Origin of the sequence: Rathayibacter sp. VKM Ac-2835 (genome assembly GCF_013266705.1) — a bacterium.
Classification (GTDB): domain Bacteria; phylum Actinomycetota; class Actinomycetes; order Actinomycetales; family Microbacteriaceae; genus Rathayibacter.
The window spans coordinates 47,933-63,876 of sequence record NZ_JABSNQ010000003.1 but is presented as its reverse complement, the minus strand read 5'-3'; the positions used below and the strand labels follow the sequence as shown (position 1 = coordinate 63,876).

The window sequence follows — 15,944 nt, the reverse complement described above, 5'->3', positions numbered from 1 at the left end:
GCTCCCTATTCCCGCCCGCCCTCGCGCAGACAGCGAGATGCCACTTGTGTACGCGACACGCCGTGACAGGCGTACACAAGTGGCATCTCGCGGGAGGGGGAGTTACGCGCGGTCGCTGTCCTGCGTCACGTTCTCCTGCACCGCGTGCTTGGCCTCGCGGGCGGAGTCCTTCACGTCCTCGGCGGCGGATCCCCCCGCCTCCTTGACGTTCTGCGCGGCGTCGGTCGCGGTGTCCTTCACCGAGGCGAAGGCCTGCTGCGCCGGCTCGCGCAGCTCGCTCGCGACGTCCTTGGCGGCGCCGGTCACGGAGTCGACGACGGGCTGCGCCTGCTCCTTGACCTTGCCGGCCGCGTCCTTCTCGGCGTCCGAGGCGGGGATGAGCGAGGCGATCAGGAGCCCGGCGCCGAAGGCCATCAGGCCCACCGCGAAGGGGTTTCCGTTCGCCTCGCTCTTCACCGATCCGGCCGTGCCGGAGAGCGAGTCGCCGGCGTCGTGCGCCGAGCCCATCACCCGGTCGCGGACGGAGCCGACGGCGGCCTTGACCTTGTCGGTCTGCCGGTCGACGATCGCGCTCGGGCTGACCTTCTCGGCCAGCGCGTCCACGTCGCCGCCGAGCTCGAGGCGCGTGCGCTCGATGTCGGCCCGGATCTCCTCCGGTGTCTTGTTCTGTCCTGCGTCGTACGTCATCGTCCTGCCCCGTTCGGCTTGAGGGTTTCGGGAATCTGCTTGAGGGAGTCGACCGTCTCGGGCGCTCCGTCGACCTGCTTGAGGCTCTTGCGGCCGACGGCGAACAGGATCGCCGCGATGACGCCCCAGATCACGGCGACGATCACGCCCGACCAGCCGTTGCCGATCAGCGTTCCGAGCGCCCACCAGAGGGCGATCGAGAGGAAGAGCACCGCCATCAGCGCCGCGTAGCCCGCGCCGCCGAGGAGTCCGGCACCCTTCCCGGCCTTGCCGGCCGACTCCTTGAGCTCGGCCTTGGCGAGCGCCATCTCCTGGCGGATCAGCGTCGAGAGGTCGCGGGAGACCTCGCCGAGCAGATCGCCGAGGGAGGTCGAGCCCGCGCGCTCTCCGGGCGTCGGCTCTGCGGCGGCGCGATGCGCGCCCAGCGGATCGGTCACGGCCGGGTCCCGTTCGGGAAGCCGTCGTAGCCCGGCGTGATCGGCGTGCTCAGCGGGTCGGCGACGGGCTCGGTCGGCGCGAAATCGCCGCGCTCGTCGAACGAGGTCGTCGTCGTGCCGCCACCGGAGTAGTCGGCGGCTGCGGGAGCGGCGAACTCGGGTCCGGAGGTGTCCGCGGTCGCGGCCTTCTCGTCCTTCGCCTCGGCGGTCAGCGCACGCACGAGGCGTCCCGCGACGAGGCCGGTGGCGGCGGCGATGAGGATGAACGCACCCGGACGGCGGCGCGCGAACGAGCGGACGTCGTCGAGCAGCTCGGACGGGTCGCGGCTCTCGAGCCACGACGCCACGCCCTGGGCGCGCTCGGCGGCCTGCGAGACGAGCTTCGCGGCGGCGTTGCCCTCGCCGCCCTCGCCGTTAGCGAGTGCGGTGAGGTCGTCGCTGAAGGCGCGGGCGCCCTTCGCGGCGTTCTCCTTCTGGGCGTGCGCCTGCTCCGTGAGCTGGGTGCGGCTCTGGTCGAGGAGGTCCTTGACCTGCACCTTCGCCTCCTGGGCGACGTTGGCGGCCTCCTCCTTGCCGGTGGCGAGCACGTCGCCCGCGGCCTGCTTGGCATCGCCGGCGACGGCGCCGGCCTGCTCCTTGGCGGCGCCCGCGGTCTCAGCAGCCTTCTCCTTGGCGGAGCCGGCGGCGTCCGAGACGCTGCCCGAGGTGCCCCCGGCCACGCTGTGCGCGCCGGAGGTCGAGTCGGTGGTCGTCGTGTCCGACGAGAACGGCTCGGAGGTGAGCGGTGCGTCGTAGGTGCTGTCGTACGAGGGGTCGGCGGCGCGGGCGTTCGCCGCGCCGTCTCCGAACGGAGGTGAAGCGGGATCGATGTTCGACATCGTCTGTCCCTTCCAGGATCGAGGTGTGGTGGTCTGCGTGCCGGCGTCGCCAGTCTGGGCAGTGCGCCGTGCGCCGAGATAGGGCGTAGCGGACGGACGGCGCGAGGGCGTACGATCACGCGCATCCGTGCCCGGGGCCCGGTCGACGCTTCCTGGACGTCGGCTCCCGATGCGGTGGACCGGGGCGTCAAGCCCTTACCGGCCCTCGCAGCGCTGCCTAGCGTCGAGGGGGACGGGGGCACGACCGCCCCGTCTCCGCTCACGGAAAGGCATCCCATGCTCCGCACTCGACCGTCCGCCACCGTGCGCGTCCTCGGCGCGCTCGGCGCCTCCGCCCTCACCATCGGCCTGCTCGCCGGCTGCACCGGTGACGCGCAGACCCCGAACCAGTCGGGGAGCGCCGTGCCGACCAGCGCCGACGACGGCTCGACCCCCACGCCCACGATGGAGCCCACGCAGACGGCGCCGTCGGACACCGCGACGCCCGCCACCTGATCCCTCGCCGGACGCTCCGAGCGCGGGCAACCGACGATCGTGGCATCTCGGCGAGCGGTCGGGCAAGCCCCTTCCGGCTCCCAGCCGACGAGCAGAAAGCGCTCCTACCTTCGGGTGACAGTTCAGCGCACGACGATCACGAAGGAGGCACCACCATGGGGCTCGATGACAAGATCAAGAACGCCGCTCAGGACATCGCCGGCAAGGCGAAGGAAGCCCTGGGCGACCACAAGAACGACGACAGCCTGAAGGCCGAGGGCCAGAAGGACCAGGCCTCGGCCTCCGCGAAGCAGACCGGCGAGGACATCAAGGACGTCTTCAAGTAGGTCTTCCCGCACCACGACTCAGGCGGCGCCCCCTCGGGGGCGCCGCCTTCGTCGTGTCCGGGGCGGGAGGCGTGTACCGAGACCCGCCCGCCGGACGCGGGATCTCGATACGCCGCGTGCCGCGGCTACTCGATCAGCATGAGTCGTCGCCCGCTACGGCTGCAGGACGACCTTGATGCAGCCGTCCTCCTTCTTCTGGAAGGTCTCGTAGAGGCCGGGGGCGTCCTCGAGCGGGGCGCGGTGGGTGACGAGGTCGTTCACGCCGAGCGGGTCGCTCGAGTCCTCGACCAGCGGCAGCAGCTCGTCGATCCAGCGCTTCACGTTGCACTGGCCCATGGTCAGGGTGATCTGCTTGTCGAACATCGACTTCAGCGGCAGCGGGTCGGCCTCGCCGCCGTAGACGCCGCTCAGCGAGACCGTGCCGCCGCGGCGCACCAGGTCGAGCGAGGAGACGACCGCGGCGAGCCGGTCGACTCCGACCGTGTCCATCGCCTTCCGGGCGATCGGGTCGGGCAGCAGCCCGGCCACCGTCTGGGCGAACGAGCCCATCGGCGAGCCGTGCGCCTCCATGCCGACCGCGTCGACGACGGAGTCGGGGCCGCGGCCGTCGGTGAGGTCGCGCAGCTGGTCGTTGATGTCGTCGGTGAAGTCGAAGACCTCGATCCCGTGGCGGGCGGCCATCGCGCGGCGCTCGGCGACCGGGTCGACCGCCAGCACGCGGTAGCCCTTGTGCGCGCCGATGCGGGCCGCGAACTGGCCGACCGGGCCGAGGCCGAAGACGACGAGCGAGCCGCCGTCGGGCACGTTCGCGTACTCGACGCCCTGCCAGGCCGTCGGCACGATGTCGCTGAGGAACAGGTAGTTCTCGTCGGGCAGGTCGGTGCCGACGACGACGGTGTTGTAGTCGGCGAGCGGCACGCGGAGGAACTCCGCCTGGCCGCCGGGGACCTGGCCGTACATCTTCGTGTAGCCGAAGAGCGAGGCCCCGGAGCCGTACTCGGTCACCTGGGTGGTCTCGCACTGCGACTGCAGTCCGCGGCGGCACATGAAGCACTCACCGCAGGAGATGTTAAACGGGACGACGACGCGGTCGCCGACCTTGAGCTTCGTGATGCCCGCGCCGACCTCCTCGACGATGCCCATCGGCTCGTGGCCGAGGATGTCGCCCTTGTCGAGGTACGGGCCGAGCAGGCGGTACAGGTGCAGGTCCGAGCCGCAGATGGCGGTCGAGGTGATCCGGACGATGGCGTCCGTCGGCTGCTGGATGCGGGGATCGGGGACGGTCTCGACCGAGACCTTCTCGACGCCCTGCCACGTGAGTGCGCGCATGCTTCCTCCTTCTGCCGGCGATGTCGCCGGTGGTCCTCCGGCTCTCACCGGGTGCGTGCCTCCAGGCCACACCCGGGGGGAGGGAGCCGGGAGGGGGTTGACGGCCGGACGGGGCGGTTCGGAGGCGATTCCCGGGGCCGGAGCGTCCCGGCGCCGTTCCCTCCCGGCGCGCGCAGGCGATGTCGGGAGGACGTGCATCCGACGCTCACCCCGCTCCCGGCCGCGCAGTGGTGTGATGGGGGGATGGATGCTCTCTACACCGCCATCGCCCACGCCTCCGGTGGAGGACGCGACGGCCACGTCCGCACCGAGGACGACCGACTCGACCTCGACACCCGCCCGCCCCAGGAGCTCGGCGGCTCCGGCGAGGGCACGAACCCCGAGCAGCTCTTCGCCGCCGGCTTCGCGGCCTGCTTCCTCAGCGCGCTGCACGGCTCCGGCAAGGCGCTCTCGATCGACACCACCGACGCGCAGGTGTCGGCGAGCGTCTCGATCGGCAAGAACGACGACGGCGGCTTCGGCCTCGCGGTCGAGCTCGACATCTATGTCCCCAAGGCGAGCTCGGAGGACGCGCACGCCGTCGCCGAGAAGGCGCACACCATGTGCCCGTACTCGAACGCCACCCGCGGCAACGTCGACGTCGTGCTCAACATCGTCGACTGACACTCCTTCTCCTCGAAGGCCCCTGCCCCGTGACGGGCGGGGGCCTTCGTCGTGCCGCCGTGGGTCGTCCGGTGCCGGTCCGTTAGGGTCGGAGGCATGATCGAGGAACCGTCGCGCGAGGGGTCGGACGCCGAGGCGCTGGCCGAGCTCGAGCAGATCCGTCAGAGCATCGACAACATCGACGCGGCGCTGATCCACCTGCTCGCCGAACGCTTCAAGTTCACCCAGAAGGTCGGGCGGTTGAAGGCGGCGCACGGGCTGCCGCCCGCCGACCTCGAGCGCGAGTCGCGCCAGATCGCGCGCCTGCGGGCGCTCGCCGAGGACGCGCACCTCGATCCGGCCTTCGCGGAGAAGTTCCTCGGCTTCATCGTCGCCGAGGTCATCCACCACCACGAGCAGATCGCGAGCGGCGCGGCGGACTGACGCTCGCGGCGGGTTCGCTCGGGTGGGTCTCCTACGCCCCTTCGGGGCTGCTCGACCAGCATGGGAGGGTGCCCGCCCGACAGGGTGGGGGGCCGCTCACCGAGCGGCCCCCACTTCATGCTGATCGAGTAGCCCGCGGAGCGGGCGTATCGAGATCCACCGGTGTCAGACGTGGAGTCTGCAGACCCGGCCTGCTGGCGATGGCGGGTCTCGATACGCCGCCTCCGGTGGCTGCTCGACCAGCATGGGGGCGCCTGCGGGGCTACTCGACCAGCATGTCTGCGGGCGTCTCTTCCGAGGAGATCCGGTGGTCAGCGGAAGTCGAGGAGCACCTTGCTGGAGCGCTCGGGGTCGCGGGCGATCTCGAAGGCCTCGAGTGCGCGCGACGCCGGCAGGACGTGCGTCACGACGGCGTCGACCGCCAGGCTCCCGTCCGCCAGCGCCGCCAGCACGTCGCTCATCTCCTCGACGAAGCGGAACGAGCCGATCAGCCGCAGCTCGCGGGTGATCACGAGCGACAGCAGCGCCGGCTGCTCGCCCGAGGGCAGCAGCCCCACCATGACGACGGTGCCGCCGCGGGCGGCGCCGCGCACCGCCGAGGCGAGCCCGTGCGGGTTGCCCGACGACTCGAAGACGACGTCGGCGGCCACCGCGGCGATCGCCTCGGCGTCGGTCGCCAGGAGCGTGCGGGTCGCTCCGGCGGCGCGCGCCACCGCGAGCGGAGCCTCCGCGAGGTCGACGGCGATGATCTCCCGCGCGCCCGCCCTCTTCAGCACCGCGATGATCAGGGCGCCGATCGGCCCGCTGCCGAGGACGAGCGCTCGCGTCCCGGCGACCTCGCCGGCGCGGGAGACGGCGTGCCAGGCGACCGCCGCGGGCTCGGCCAGCGCCGCCCGCCGCAGACTCAGGCCGGCGGGCAGCCGGCGCAGCATCCGCGCGGGGAGGACGGCGTGCTGCGCGAAGGCCCCCTGCGTGTGCGGCAGCCGTGCCGCGCTGCCGAGGTAGGTGCCCTCGGCGGCGAGGTTCGGACGGCCGGGCGGGTGCTCGCCGTGCGCGGTCCCGGGATGGACGGCGACCTCCGCGCCCACCGGCGGTCCGGACCCGTCGGCCGCCGCCTCGACGACCGTGCCGACCACTTCGTGCCCGAGCACCAGCGGCTCGCGCAGGATCGATTCGCCGGCGGCACCGTGCGTCCAGTAGTGCAGATCGGAGCCGCAGACGCCCCCGTACGCGACCGCTACCACGGCGTCCGAGGCGGCGCGCGCGGGCAGCGGCGCCTCCTCGATCCGGAGGTCGCCGGCGGCGTGCACGACGACCCGGGTCGTGGTGGCGGGGACGGCGGCGGGCGCTGCGCTCATGCTGTTCTGCTCCTGGTGAGGGGGTCGGCGCTCAGACGACGACCGTCATGCCGCCGTCGACGAAGACGACCTGGCCGTTGACGTAGTCGGAGCCGTCGGAGGCCAGCCAGACCGCCGGGCCGATGAGGTCCTCGACGCGACCCCAGCGCGCGGCGGGCGTGCGGCCGAGGATCCAGGCATTGAAAGCCTCGTCGTCGACGAGTCCCTGCGTCATCTCGGTGTGGATGTAGCCCGGGGCGATCGCGTTGACCTGGATGCCGTGCTGCGCCCACTCCGCGGTCATCGCGCGGGTGAGGTTGCGCACCCCGCCCTTGGCCGCGGTGTAGGCCGCGATGGTGGGACGGGCGAGGTCGGCCTGCACCGAGGCGACGTTGACGATCTTGCCGGCGCCGCGCGGAATCATCCGGCGGGCGGCGGCCCGGCCGACGACGAACGCGCTGGTCAGATTGGTGCGCAGCACCCGCTCCCAGTCGGCGACCTCGAGGTCGAGAAGGGGCACCCGGTGCTGCACGCCGGCGTTGTTGACGAGGATGCGCAGCGGACCGACGGCCTCCTCGATCCAGGCGACTCCCTCCTCCGCCCGGGCGTCGTCGGTGACGTCGAACGCGCGGGCTCGGATGCGGGGCCGGCCCGACGCGTCGTCGCCGAAGCGCTCCGCGAGCTCGGCCCGCGTCCGCTCGAGGCGCACGGGGTCGAGGCCGTTGAGCACCACGGTGGCGCCGGCCTCGGCCAGGCCGACGGCGACGGCGCGGCCGATGCCCCGGCTCGAACCGGTGACGAGGGCGATGCGCCCGGTGAGGTCGAAGAGCAAGGGGTCCTCCAGGAGGGGCTCGGCGGGGGAGTGTGCGGGCGTCGGGGCCGTCAGGGTGCCGGCGGAGCGCCCCGCGCAGGACCCGCGACCGTGCGGTTGACGAGCTCGCCGAGGCCGGCGACGCCGATCCGCACCTCCTGCCCCGGCTGCACCGGGACCGCCGTGCCCGGCGAGCCGGTCAGCACGACGTCGCCGGGCCGCAGCGTCAGGTGCGCGGACAGGTGGACGAGGATCTCGCGGGCCTTCCAGCCGAGCGCCGCCGTCGAGGAGCTCGCGCGGAGGACGCCGTCGACGTGGACGGTGAGGGCGGCGGCGTCGAGGTCGAGGGTCGTCTCGATCCAGGGTCCGAGCGGAGTCCAGCCGTCGCCGTTCTTGCCCTGGAGGAAGAGGCTGTCCGCGGCGATCTGCGCGGGAGCCGTGACGTCGTTCGCGATCGTCGCTCCGAGGACGTGGTCGAGCGCGTTCTCCGCGGTGAGCCGCCGGGCGGTGCGCCCGATCACGAGGGCGAGCTCGCCCTCGGCGTCGATCGGCCCGATGCCCTCGTCGAGCACGATCGCGTCGCCGGGGCCGGCGAGGGTGTGCGCGGTCTTGTGGAAGGCCTGCGGGGGGCGGGACCGGTCGGACGCCGAGGCGTTGTGCGCCATCCCGAGGATCACCCGGGGGAGGACGGGGGCGAGCAGGCGTGCACCGTCGAGCGGCCAGGAGCCGCCGGTCTCGTGCGGTGCCGCGGCGAACGGGTCGTCGATGGCCCGCCACGCGCCGTCGCGCTCGAGGACGGCGACCGGGCCGGAGGACGTGTCCAGGCGGGAGATCCTCATCGGGTGGCCCGTGTCTCGTCGCGCATCCGCAGCCCTCGCTCGCCTCACCGCCCGCGCCGGCGGGATGCCCCGAAGCTATCAGTACTCTGAACCGGGTTCAATCCTGTGAACGCCCACCAAGGGCTCAGGCCGAGGGCTCCGGTCCCAGCCGGGGGCGTCCCAGGGTCCGAGCGGCCTGACGCAGTGCCTCGACGACGGGGGCGCGGTCCTCCTCCCCGGTCCGCGGTCGCACCAGCGAGACACCGATGGCGAGGGACAGGTCCGCGCGCTCGGGGGATGGGATCGCGACGGCGAGGCCGACGACGCTGGGGTGCAGCTCCCCGTCGTCGACGGCGTAGCCGCGCTCGCGCGCTCGGTGCACCTTCTCGAGGAGACCGGCGAGAGAGGACGTCGACCGGTCGGTGAAGACGACGAGGTCGCGGTCGTCCGCGAAGCGCGCCTCCAGCTCGGCGTCGGTCAGGCCGGTGAGCAGGGCGGTGCCGACCGCGGTCGCGGAGGCAGGGTAGCGGTCGCCGACGCTCGCCGAGAGGGCGAAGCGCTCCCGCCCCTCGTGCACCGCGAGGTAGAGCACCCGGGTGCCGTCGAGGAGCGCGATCTGCACGAGCCGGCGCGAGAGGACGGGCGAGTCCTCGCAGAGCCGGTAGAACTCGCGCACGGAGTCGAACCCGGCGAGGTAGGAGCTGCCCAGCTCGACCGTCCGGCGTCCGAGCAGGTAGCCCGAGCCGACCCGGCGGACGAGCCGGCCGTCCTCGAGCGCCGCGCACAGGTTCGAGGTCGACGACTTCGCGATCCCCAGCTCGCGGGCGATGTCGGTCAGCGTCCGGGGCTGCCCGCCCGCCTCGGCGAGGTAGTCGAGGATCCGCACCGAGCGCTCGACGGCGGGCGCGCCCGAGCCCTTCTCCGCGTCGGCGGGGCCGTCCGCGCTCGTGCCGGAGCGTGCCATGTCGTCCTCTCGCCGGAGCGGTGTCCGCGGTGTCAGTAGAACTCCACCGTATCGACCCGGTTGATCAGCTCCTCGCCGTCGAGGAAGCGGGTGGCGTTGCGGGCGAAGAGCTCGGCGATCAGGCGGTCCTCGGCCGCGTTCAGCGCGGCGGTGTGCGGGCTGAGCAGCACGCTCGGGTGGCTCCAGAGCGGGCTGTCCTGGGTGAGCGGCTCCTCGGCGACGACGTCGAGGGCGGCGAAGCCGACCCGGCCGTCCTCGAGCGCGGCGAGCAGCGCGTCCTCGTCGATCACGGTGCCGCGGCCGACGCTGACCAGCGTCGCTCCGGGGCGCAGCGCGGCGAAGAAGTCGGCGCCGACGAGCTTCTCGGTCTGCTCGGTGCCGGGGAGGGTGACGACGACGCCGTCGATCCGCCCGGCGACGTCGGCGATCGCCGACGGCTGGACGATCTCGTCGACGTGCTCGACGGCGCTCTCGTGTCGGCTGGTGCCGATCACCCGGGCGCCGAGGGCCGACAGCTTCTGCGCGGTCGCGCGGCCGATGGTGCCGAGCCCGACGATCAGGATGGTCTGCTCGGACAGCAGCGCCATCGTCCAGCGCGACCCCCACTCGCGAGCGCCCTGCAGCGCCTGCAGCTTGGGCAGCGTCTTCGCGCCCGCCAGCAGGCCGAACAGGGAGAACTCGGCCAGCGGATCGGAGTGCACGCCCGCCGAGGTGGAGAACGCGACCCGCGCGAGCTGCTCCTCGCTCAGGCCGGCCTTCTTCACCTGCGCGCCGCCGCCCGCGGGCATCGTCTGCACCCAGCGCAGCCCCGGGTTCGCGGCGACCGTGCGAGCCAGCGCAGCCGGGTCCTCGCCGGGGATCCCGTAGAGCACCTCGGCCGAGTCGACCAGCTCCTCGAACGCGGCCTGCTGCTCCGCCGTGCGCTCGAAGGCCGGGTCGCCGCCGTGATCGCCCGGGTGCCGCATCGGCGGCAGCAGGCTCTGATCCGCGACGAAGTCGATCCGCGGCTCCAGCTCCATCACCCGTGCGATCAGCTCGTCGCTGATCGGCGTGGCGGCCACCACGCGCAGGCGTCCGGGCGCGGGGTCGAGGCGATCGATCACGGGGTGTCCTTCCGCGGACCGAGTGCGATGCTGCGAATGGCTCCGCTCGGTTCGGCCCGTGGCTACTGTAGCCGCCTTCCACTCCACTGAACCGCGTTCGGTACGCTGGCCGCATGACCTCGACGGCCTCAGCCTCCTCTCCGACGCCCCTGCGAGTCGGCCTCATCGGCCTCGGCAGCATGGGTGCTCCGATGGCGCGTCGCGTGCTCGCCGCGGGCTTCGCGCTGGGCATCACGGCGCGCCCCGCCTCGGCCGATCGCGCCAGGGCGGCGGTCCCGGGGGCGGTGTGGCACGACTCGCCCCGCGCGCTCGCCCTGGCGTCCGACGTGCTCCTGCTGATGGTGCCCGACCTCCCGCAGATCGAGGAGCTGCTGTCCGGGGACGAGAGCGTGCCGGTCGACGGCACCGGCCCCCTGCTCGTCGTGTGCTCCAGCGTCTCACCGGAGGGGCTGCGCGCCCTCGCCCGGCAGCACCCGCGGCTGCGGCTGATCGACGCGCCCGTCAGCGGCGGGACCGAGGGCGCCGAGGCGGGGACGCTCTCGATCATGGTCGGCGGCGAGGAGGACGACGTCGCCCGCGCGCTCCCCGTGCTCGCCGCCTGCGGGACGGCGCTGCACCTCGGCCCGCTCGGAGCCGGGGAGGTGGCCAAGGCCTGCAACCAGCTGATCGTCGCGGCGACGATGACGGCGATCGCCGAGGCCGCGGTGATCGCGGAGCGCTCGGGTCTCAACCTCGGCGCGCTGCTGGAGCTGCTGCAGGGCGGCTACGCGGGCAGCCGCGTCCTCGAGACCAAGCGGGCCGCGCTGGTCGCCCGCGACTACCGGCCGACCGGGGTCGCCTCCTACATGGTGAAGGACCTCCACGCGGCCGCCGACGAGGCGGAGGCGACCGGCACCCCGGCGCCCGTGCTGGCGACGGTGGCCGACGTCTTCCGTGAGCTCACCGAGGCCGGTCTCGGCGACCAGGACCTCTCGGTGGTGCACCGCTTCGTCGCCGAGCGTCCCTGACCTGCGGCGACGGCGGCGGCGGGGTCAGTCCGCCGTCGCCTCGGTGGCGCGGAGGACGCGCATCGTGTTGCGGCCGGCGAGGTCGAGGAGGTCGTCCGGCGACCAGCCGCGCGCCGAGAGCTCGGCGAGCAGGAGCGGATAGCCCGCGACGTCGCCGAGCCCGTCCGGCAGGTCGGCGACGCCGTCGAAGTCGCTGCCGAGGCCGACGTGCGCGACGCCCATCGTGTCGCGGGCGGCCTCGACGTGGTCCGCGACGTGCCCCACGGTGACCCGCGGTGCCGGATGCGCCAGCGCCCAGCGCGAGAACGCCTCCAGGGCCGACGGGTCCTGGGCGGGCATCGCGCTCCTGTTCGCGGCGCGGGCCGCGTCGGCCGTCTCCGCCGGTCGCGGAGCGCGCGGCCACGGCAGGGAGGTGTCGATCCCGAGCCGGCCGCGCTCGCCGTCCGCCTCGGCCGACCAGTCGGCGAACTCGCGCGAGAGGAACTGCGCGACGAAGGCGACCTGGAGGACGCCGCCCTGACCGGCGAGCCGGTGGAGGACGTCCTCGCCGACGTTCCGCGGGTGCTCGGCGACGGCGGCGACGCCCGAGTGCGAGAAGAGCAGGGGCGCGCGGGCGACGGTCAGCACCGCCCGCTGCGTGCGCTCGGAGGTGTGCGACAGGTCGACGACGACGCCCAGGCGCTCGAGCTCGCCGACGATCGCGACGCCGTCCGCGGTCAGCCCGCCGGCGCGGGCGGTGTCGGTGGCGGAGTCCGCCCAGTCGAGCGAGGTGGTGTGCGTGAGCGAGAACAGGCGCACGCCGAGCCGGGCCAGCATCCGGAGCACGCCCAGCGACCCCGCGATCGACTGCCCGCCCTCGACGCCCAGGAAGGAGGCGATCCGGCCCTGGGCGATCGCGCGCTCGGCCTCGTCGGCCGTGCGGACGATCGCCAGGTCGCGGGGGTGGGCCGCCGCGAACCGGTGGGCGGCGTCGATCTGCTCCAGGGTGCCGACCACGGCCTCCGCCTCCGGCTGCCGCGACGAGGCGAACACCGACCAGACCTGGGCCGAGACCGCGCCGGCGCGCAGCCGCGGGAGGTCGGTGTGGAAGGAGGGGCGGGCGCCGTCGAAGCCGCCGACGGCGTAGCCCTCCCATCGGCGGAGGCCGCAGAGCAGGTCGTTGTGAGTGTCGATCAGCACGCGGCCCTCGAGGAGCCGCCGGATCTGCGCCGGGGAGAGCGGAGCGTCCGTCACTCCGACGGCCCGTCCGGCAGGGGGCCCCTGCCGCGCCAGCGAGAGAAGACGAGTGTCGTGTAGGTGTCGGCGACGACCGGATCCGAGGTGACGCAGTCGAGGACGAAGTCGCTGAGGTCGTCGGGGCTGCTCGCGACGACCTCGATCAGGTAGTCGTCCTCGCCGGCGACGAGCCAGAGGTTCACGACCTGCGGGAGCTGAGCCATGGCCGCGGCGAACCGGGCGTTCTCCGCCCGCGAGTGCTCCTTGAGCTGCACGCGGAGGATGGCGCGGATCCCCTTGCCGAGGAGCCGGGCGTCCACCTCGGCGTGGAAGCCCGAGATGACGCCGCTCTCGATCAGTGCGCGCACCCGGGCCAGCGAGGAGGACGGCGCGAGGCCGACCTTGTCGGCGAGGTCCTTGTTCGGGATGCGGCCGTCCGTGACCAGCACATCGATGATCGCGCGGTCGATGTCGTCGAGTCGGACGGACCTAATAATGTTCGGCAAGTGGGGCGCCTTTCCCGGTCGCGGTGCGGTTCCGTGCAGAGTGTGGAGCTTTAGCAGCACAGGATACAGAGTGTTTGCCTCCAAGTGCATGAGAGTGCAGACTTTCGGGGTATCGACCGAATGCGGTGCAGCACCTCCCCCACCGGCACCGCGTCCTCCGCACCCCCACCCGACTCAGCCGAGTCCTCCGATGCATCTCCCGAAAGGGCACCTCCTCCCATGAAAAAGCTCTCGAAGCTCCTGACCGCCGCGGTCGCCCTGACCGCGGCCGTCGGTCTGCTCTCCGCCTGCAGCACCGATCCGGCGACCAGCGCCTCCGGCGGCACCTCGTCGCACGTGCTGACCGTCGGCAAGCTCCTCCCCCTCCAGGCCGTCGATCCGCACAAGGTGAACGACGGCATGTCGAACGAGGTCCTCACAGCCGTGTTCGACGGGCTCTACACGCTCGATGCGGACGGCGAGATCGACCCGCTGATGGCCGAGAGCTTCGAGAAGTCGGAGGACGGGCTCACCTACACGTTCACCATCCGCGACGCGACCTGGAGCAACGGGACGCCGGTCACCGCGCAGGACTTCGAGTTCTCCTGGAAGCGCCTGGTGAACCCCGCCACCGCCGCACCGAACAGCAACGAGGCGGTGGCCGCGGGCATCAAGAACGCCAACGAGATCGTCAACCAGGGCATGGACTACGACCAGCTCGGCGTCACGGCGCTCGACGACAAGACCCTGCAGGTCGAGCTCGCCGCCGACGTGCCCTACTTCCAGGCGCTGCTCGTGCGCCCCGCCTTCCTGCCGGTCAACGAGGCCTACCTCGCCGAGGTCGGCGACAAGTACGGCCAGACGCCGGAGACCACCATCTACAACGGCCCGTTCACCTGGGACTCGTGGGACTTCGCCAACAACTTCTCGGTCGCGAAGAACGCCGACTACTGGAACGCGGACGGCATCGACCTGGACGAGATCAAGTGGCAGGTCGTGAAGGACTCGCAGACCGCTGCCCTGCTGCAGGAGAGCGGCGACCTCGACTTCACCGAGATCTCCGGGAGCCTCATCGACCGCTACGCGGACTCCGCCGAGCTGACCACCGCGCTCGAGGTGCACATGTGGTACATGTACCCGAACCTCGACAATCCGGCCCTCGCGAACAAGGACGTCCGCACCGCTCTGGCCACCTCGTTCGACAAGGACGCGCTCGCGAACAGCGTGCTCAAGAACGGCGCGGAGCCGGCCGACTACTTCGTCGGCAAGAACCTGGCGATCGGGCCCGACGGCGAGCAGTTCCGCGACACCGGCGACACCTACCTCCCCTACGACGTCGACGCCGCGCAGGCCGCGTGGACCTCCGGACTCGCCGCCCTCGGCACCGACTCCGTGACGCTGCGCCTGTCCTACTGGGACGACGAGGCCTCGATCGCGCAGGCCGAGTTCATCGCCTCGCAGTGGGAGGCGAACCTCCCCGGCCTCTCGATCGAGCTGACGAGCCAGCCCAAGGCCACGGCCAACGAGCAGGCCACCGCCGGCGACTTCGACCTCTACCTGTTCCGCTGGGGCCCCGACTACAAGGACCCGATGGCGTTCCTCGAGCTGCTCTCCTCGACGTCGATCCGCGACTTCGGCGGCTACGCGAACCCCGAGTACGACTCGATCATCGCCGCGGCCCGCACGGCCGACATGCTCAGCCAGCCGCAGGCGCGCTGGGACAGCCTGCACCAGGCGGAGGACGTCCTCCTCGGGGACGTGGCCGTGCTCCCGACCGTGCAGAACGGCATCGCGATGCTGATCAACCCCGACGTGCACGGCATGGAGGTCAGGAACGTCAGCCTGACCTGGAACTACCGCATCGTCACGAAGGACGACTGATGACCACCCGTCGAGAGGACAGCGCACGATGACCGCGAAGAGGACCCTGCTCGAGCTGATGCAGTCGGGGAGCGTGCTGGCCCCCTGCGTCTTCGACTGCTCGTCGGCGCGCGCGGTCGAGCTGGCCGGCTTCGAGGCCATGCTGCTCAGCGGGTCGGAGGTGTCGATGTCGATGAAGGGCATCCCCGACCTCGGCCTGCTCTCCCTCGAGGAGCTGCTCTGGGCCGTCGAGCGGATCGTCGACATGTCGCCGCTGCCGCTGGCGGTCGACATCGAGGACGGCTTCGGCGCCAGCCCGCTCCAGGTCTACGAGACCTGCCGCCGGGTCGCCAAGGCCGGCGCGATGGCCGTGCTGATGGAGGACGAGTTCGAGCCCGGCTACGCCCGGGACGTCTCGACCGACAACCTGATCCCGCGGGAGGAGTACTACGCGAAGGTCCGCGCGGCGGTGAAGGCCGTCGAGGGCACGGACTGCATGGTGATCGCCCGCAGCAACTACGGCAGTGCGAACCTGGAGGAGGGCATCCAGCGGATGATCGACTGCGTGGCCCTGGGGGCGCACGCGACGGTCGTGGTCAACGTGACGACGCTGGAGGACGCCGCCGAGGTCGCCCGGCGCGTGCCGGGGCTCAAGATGTTCGCCGACATCAACGCCAAGCGCGGACTCCAGCAGATGTCTTTCGCGCAGCTGGCGGAGCTCGGATTCCAGCTCGTGACGATGCACTTCACCATGAAGGCGGCGATGGCCGGCATGATCGAGGCCGGCCGGGCGAACCTCGAGGAGATGGGCAACACCTACTCGAACGAGCTGATGCCGGACGAGTACCCGGGGCACAGCGGGATGGCGTTCTTCGCCGCCCAGGAGCTCCTGGATCTCGAGTCCGAGTTCTCGGGCCGCGCGCAGTCGTTCAACGACCCGCGCACGGTGCACGCCGCTCCTCCGAGCTGACGCCGTCCACCGCCAGAAGGGCCGTCTCCGCGCTGAGCGCGGGGGCGGCCCTTCCTGTCGTCCGCCGGCGGTCCGCGACCGCCGAATCCTGTGCGGCGGCGGCCGTCCTTCGCGGGCGACAGCCGAATCCTCTGCG

General features: G+C 72.4%; 18 protein-coding genes. 7 read left to right on the top strand and 11 right to left on the bottom strand.

Features of this window, described 5'->3' with window-relative positions; translation table 11 throughout:
* Window positions 1-102: 102 nt before the first annotated feature.
* Genes HRK28_RS14050 through HRK28_RS14040 form a run of 3 tightly spaced genes read right to left on the bottom strand, consistent with a single transcriptional unit; the run spans window position 103 to window position 2,002 of the window.
* Entirely contained in the window at window positions 103-687 is a 585-nt protein-coding gene (locus HRK28_RS14050; RefSeq protein ID WP_173252068.1) for a DUF3618 domain-containing protein, read from the bottom strand.
* Window positions 684-1,112 carry a phage holin family protein gene (locus tag HRK28_RS14045; RefSeq protein ID WP_160091143.1) on the bottom strand — a complete coding sequence of 143 codons (429 nt, stop codon included), beginning with the start codon at window positions 1,110-1,112 and terminating at the stop codon, window positions 684-686. Before HRK28_RS14045 ends, HRK28_RS14050 begins: the two co-directional genes overlap by 4 nt.
* An 8-nt stretch (window positions 1,113-1,120) precedes the next feature.
* Entirely contained in the window at window positions 1,121-2,002 is an 882-nt protein-coding gene (locus HRK28_RS14040) for a hypothetical protein (RefSeq protein ID WP_160085873.1), read from the bottom strand.
* Between the two features lie 276 nt (window positions 2,003-2,278).
* Here HRK28_RS14040 and HRK28_RS14035 point away from each other — a divergent pair, with 276 nt between their 5' ends.
* Together HRK28_RS14035 and HRK28_RS14030 are read left to right on the top strand one after the other, a co-directional pair.
* Entirely contained in the window at window positions 2,279-2,497 is a 219-nt protein-coding gene (locus HRK28_RS14035; RefSeq protein ID WP_173252067.1) for a hypothetical protein, read from the top strand.
* A 155-nt stretch (window positions 2,498-2,652) separates the two neighbouring features.
* Window positions 2,653-2,823 carry a CsbD family protein gene (locus HRK28_RS14030; RefSeq protein WP_123447107.1) on the top strand — a complete coding sequence of 57 codons (171 nt, stop codon included), beginning with the start codon at window positions 2,653-2,655 and terminating at the stop codon, window positions 2,821-2,823.
* A gap of 153 nt (window positions 2,824-2,976) precedes the next feature.
* Here HRK28_RS14030 and HRK28_RS14025 read toward each other — a convergent pair whose 3' ends face one another.
* The gene (locus HRK28_RS14025) at window positions 2,977-4,152 is read right to left on the bottom strand and encodes a zinc-dependent alcohol dehydrogenase (RefSeq protein ID WP_173252066.1); all 1,176 of its coding nucleotides are present in this window, start codon (window positions 4,150-4,152) and stop codon (window positions 2,977-2,979) included.
* 243 nt (window positions 4,153-4,395) lie between these two features.
* Between HRK28_RS14025 and HRK28_RS14020 the strand changes: the two genes are divergently transcribed.
* Together HRK28_RS14020 and HRK28_RS14015 are read left to right on the top strand one after the other, a co-directional pair.
* The gene (locus tag HRK28_RS14020) at window positions 4,396-4,815 is read left to right on the top strand and encodes an organic hydroperoxide resistance protein (RefSeq protein ID WP_123736270.1); all 420 of its coding nucleotides are present in this window, start codon (window positions 4,396-4,398) and stop codon (window positions 4,813-4,815) included.
* Between the two features lie 96 nt (window positions 4,816-4,911).
* The gene (locus HRK28_RS14015) at window positions 4,912-5,238 is read left to right on the top strand and encodes a chorismate mutase (protein WP_123447104.1); all 327 of its coding nucleotides are present in this window, start codon (window positions 4,912-4,914) and stop codon (window positions 5,236-5,238) included.
* Window positions 5,239-5,549: 311 nt separating this feature from the next.
* Here the strand turns inward: HRK28_RS14015 and HRK28_RS14010 are convergent, their stop codons facing one another.
* From HRK28_RS14010 to HRK28_RS13990, 5 genes are all read right to left on the bottom strand, one after another.
* A complete protein-coding gene (locus HRK28_RS14010) occupies window positions 5,550-6,596 on the bottom strand; it encodes a zinc-binding dehydrogenase (protein ID WP_173252065.1) in 1,047 nt (348 codons plus the stop codon).
* 31 nt (window positions 6,597-6,627) lie between these two features.
* Entirely contained in the window at window positions 6,628-7,407 is a 780-nt protein-coding gene (locus tag HRK28_RS14005) for an SDR family oxidoreductase (protein ID WP_173252064.1), read from the bottom strand.
* A 50-nt stretch (window positions 7,408-7,457) separates the two neighbouring features.
* On the bottom strand, window positions 7,458-8,225 hold the full coding sequence (locus tag HRK28_RS14000; protein ID WP_173252063.1) for a fumarylacetoacetate hydrolase family protein: 768 nt from the start codon (window positions 8,223-8,225) through the stop codon (window positions 7,458-7,460).
* Between the two features lie 124 nt (window positions 8,226-8,349).
* Window positions 8,350-9,168, bottom strand: a complete 819-nt coding sequence (locus HRK28_RS13995; protein WP_173252062.1) for an IclR family transcriptional regulator — start codon at window positions 9,166-9,168, stop codon at window positions 8,350-8,352.
* Window positions 9,169-9,200: 32 nt separating this feature from the next.
* Window positions 9,201-10,271, bottom strand: coding sequence for a D-2-hydroxyacid dehydrogenase (locus tag HRK28_RS13990; RefSeq protein WP_367948433.1), 1,071 nt, complete (start codon window positions 10,269-10,271; stop codon window positions 9,201-9,203).
* A gap of 113 nt (window positions 10,272-10,384) precedes the next feature.
* Between HRK28_RS13990 and HRK28_RS13985 the strand changes: the two genes are divergently transcribed.
* Entirely contained in the window at window positions 10,385-11,278 is an 894-nt protein-coding gene (locus HRK28_RS13985) for an NAD(P)-dependent oxidoreductase (RefSeq protein ID WP_173252061.1), read from the top strand.
* 24 nt (window positions 11,279-11,302) lie between these two features.
* On the opposite strand, the gene HRK28_RS13980 is transcribed toward HRK28_RS13985, so the two are convergent.
* Window positions 11,303-12,511, bottom strand: a complete 1,209-nt coding sequence (locus HRK28_RS13980; RefSeq protein ID WP_367948432.1) for a dipeptidase — start codon at window positions 12,509-12,511, stop codon at window positions 11,303-11,305.
* Window positions 12,508-12,999: an Lrp/AsnC family transcriptional regulator gene (locus HRK28_RS13975; RefSeq protein WP_207901756.1), complete on the bottom strand. Its 492-nt coding sequence runs from the start codon at window positions 12,997-12,999 to the stop codon at window positions 12,508-12,510. The genes HRK28_RS13980 and HRK28_RS13975 overlap by 4 nt, the downstream gene beginning before the upstream one ends.
* Before the next feature lie 219 nt (window positions 13,000-13,218).
* On the opposite strand from HRK28_RS13975, the gene HRK28_RS13970 reads away from it, so the two are divergent.
* Window positions 13,219-14,859: a peptide ABC transporter substrate-binding protein gene (locus HRK28_RS13970; protein ID WP_173252060.1), complete on the top strand. Its 1,641-nt coding sequence runs from the start codon at window positions 13,219-13,221 to the stop codon at window positions 14,857-14,859.
* Between the two features lie 28 nt (window positions 14,860-14,887).
* Window positions 14,888-15,808 carry an oxaloacetate decarboxylase gene (locus HRK28_RS13965; protein ID WP_173252059.1) on the top strand — a complete coding sequence of 307 codons (921 nt, stop codon included), beginning with the start codon at window positions 14,888-14,890 and terminating at the stop codon, window positions 15,806-15,808.
* The last annotated feature ends 136 nt before the right edge of the window (window positions 15,809-15,944 follow it).

Coding starts and splice junctions, on each gene's coding strand:
- HRK28_RS14040 (WP_160085873.1), bottom strand. CDS start 2,002: ATGTCGAACATCGATCCCGCTTCACCTCCGTTCGGAGACGGCGCGGCG.
- HRK28_RS14000 (WP_173252063.1), bottom strand. CDS start 8,225: ATGAGGATCTCCCGCCTGGACACGTCCTCCGGCCCGGTCGCCGTCCTC.
- HRK28_RS14035 (WP_173252067.1), top strand. CDS start 2,279: ATGCTCCGCACTCGACCGTCCGCCACCGTGCGCGTCCTCGGCGCGCTC.
- HRK28_RS14030 (WP_123447107.1), top strand. CDS start 2,653: ATGGGGCTCGATGACAAGATCAAGAACGCCGCTCAGGACATCGCCGGC.
- HRK28_RS14025 (WP_173252066.1), bottom strand. CDS start 4,152: ATGCGCGCACTCACGTGGCAGGGCGTCGAGAAGGTCTCGGTCGAGACC.
- HRK28_RS14015 (WP_123447104.1), top strand. CDS start 4,912: ATGATCGAGGAACCGTCGCGCGAGGGGTCGGACGCCGAGGCGCTGGCC.
- HRK28_RS13985 (WP_173252061.1), top strand. CDS start 10,385: ATGACCTCGACGGCCTCAGCCTCCTCTCCGACGCCCCTGCGAGTCGGC.
- HRK28_RS14020 (WP_123736270.1), top strand. CDS start 4,396: ATGGATGCTCTCTACACCGCCATCGCCCACGCCTCCGGTGGAGGACGC.
- HRK28_RS13970 (WP_173252060.1), top strand. CDS start 13,219: ATGAAAAAGCTCTCGAAGCTCCTGACCGCCGCGGTCGCCCTGACCGCG.
- HRK28_RS14050 (WP_173252068.1), bottom strand. CDS start 687: ATGACGTACGACGCAGGACAGAACAAGACACCGGAGGAGATCCGGGCC.
- HRK28_RS14010 (WP_173252065.1), bottom strand. CDS start 6,596: ATGAGCGCAGCGCCCGCCGCCGTCCCCGCCACCACGACCCGGGTCGTC.
- HRK28_RS13995 (WP_173252062.1), bottom strand. CDS start 9,168: ATGGCACGCTCCGGCACGAGCGCGGACGGCCCCGCCGACGCGGAGAAG.
- HRK28_RS13965 (WP_173252059.1), top strand. CDS start 14,888: ATGACCGCGAAGAGGACCCTGCTCGAGCTGATGCAGTCGGGGAGCGTG.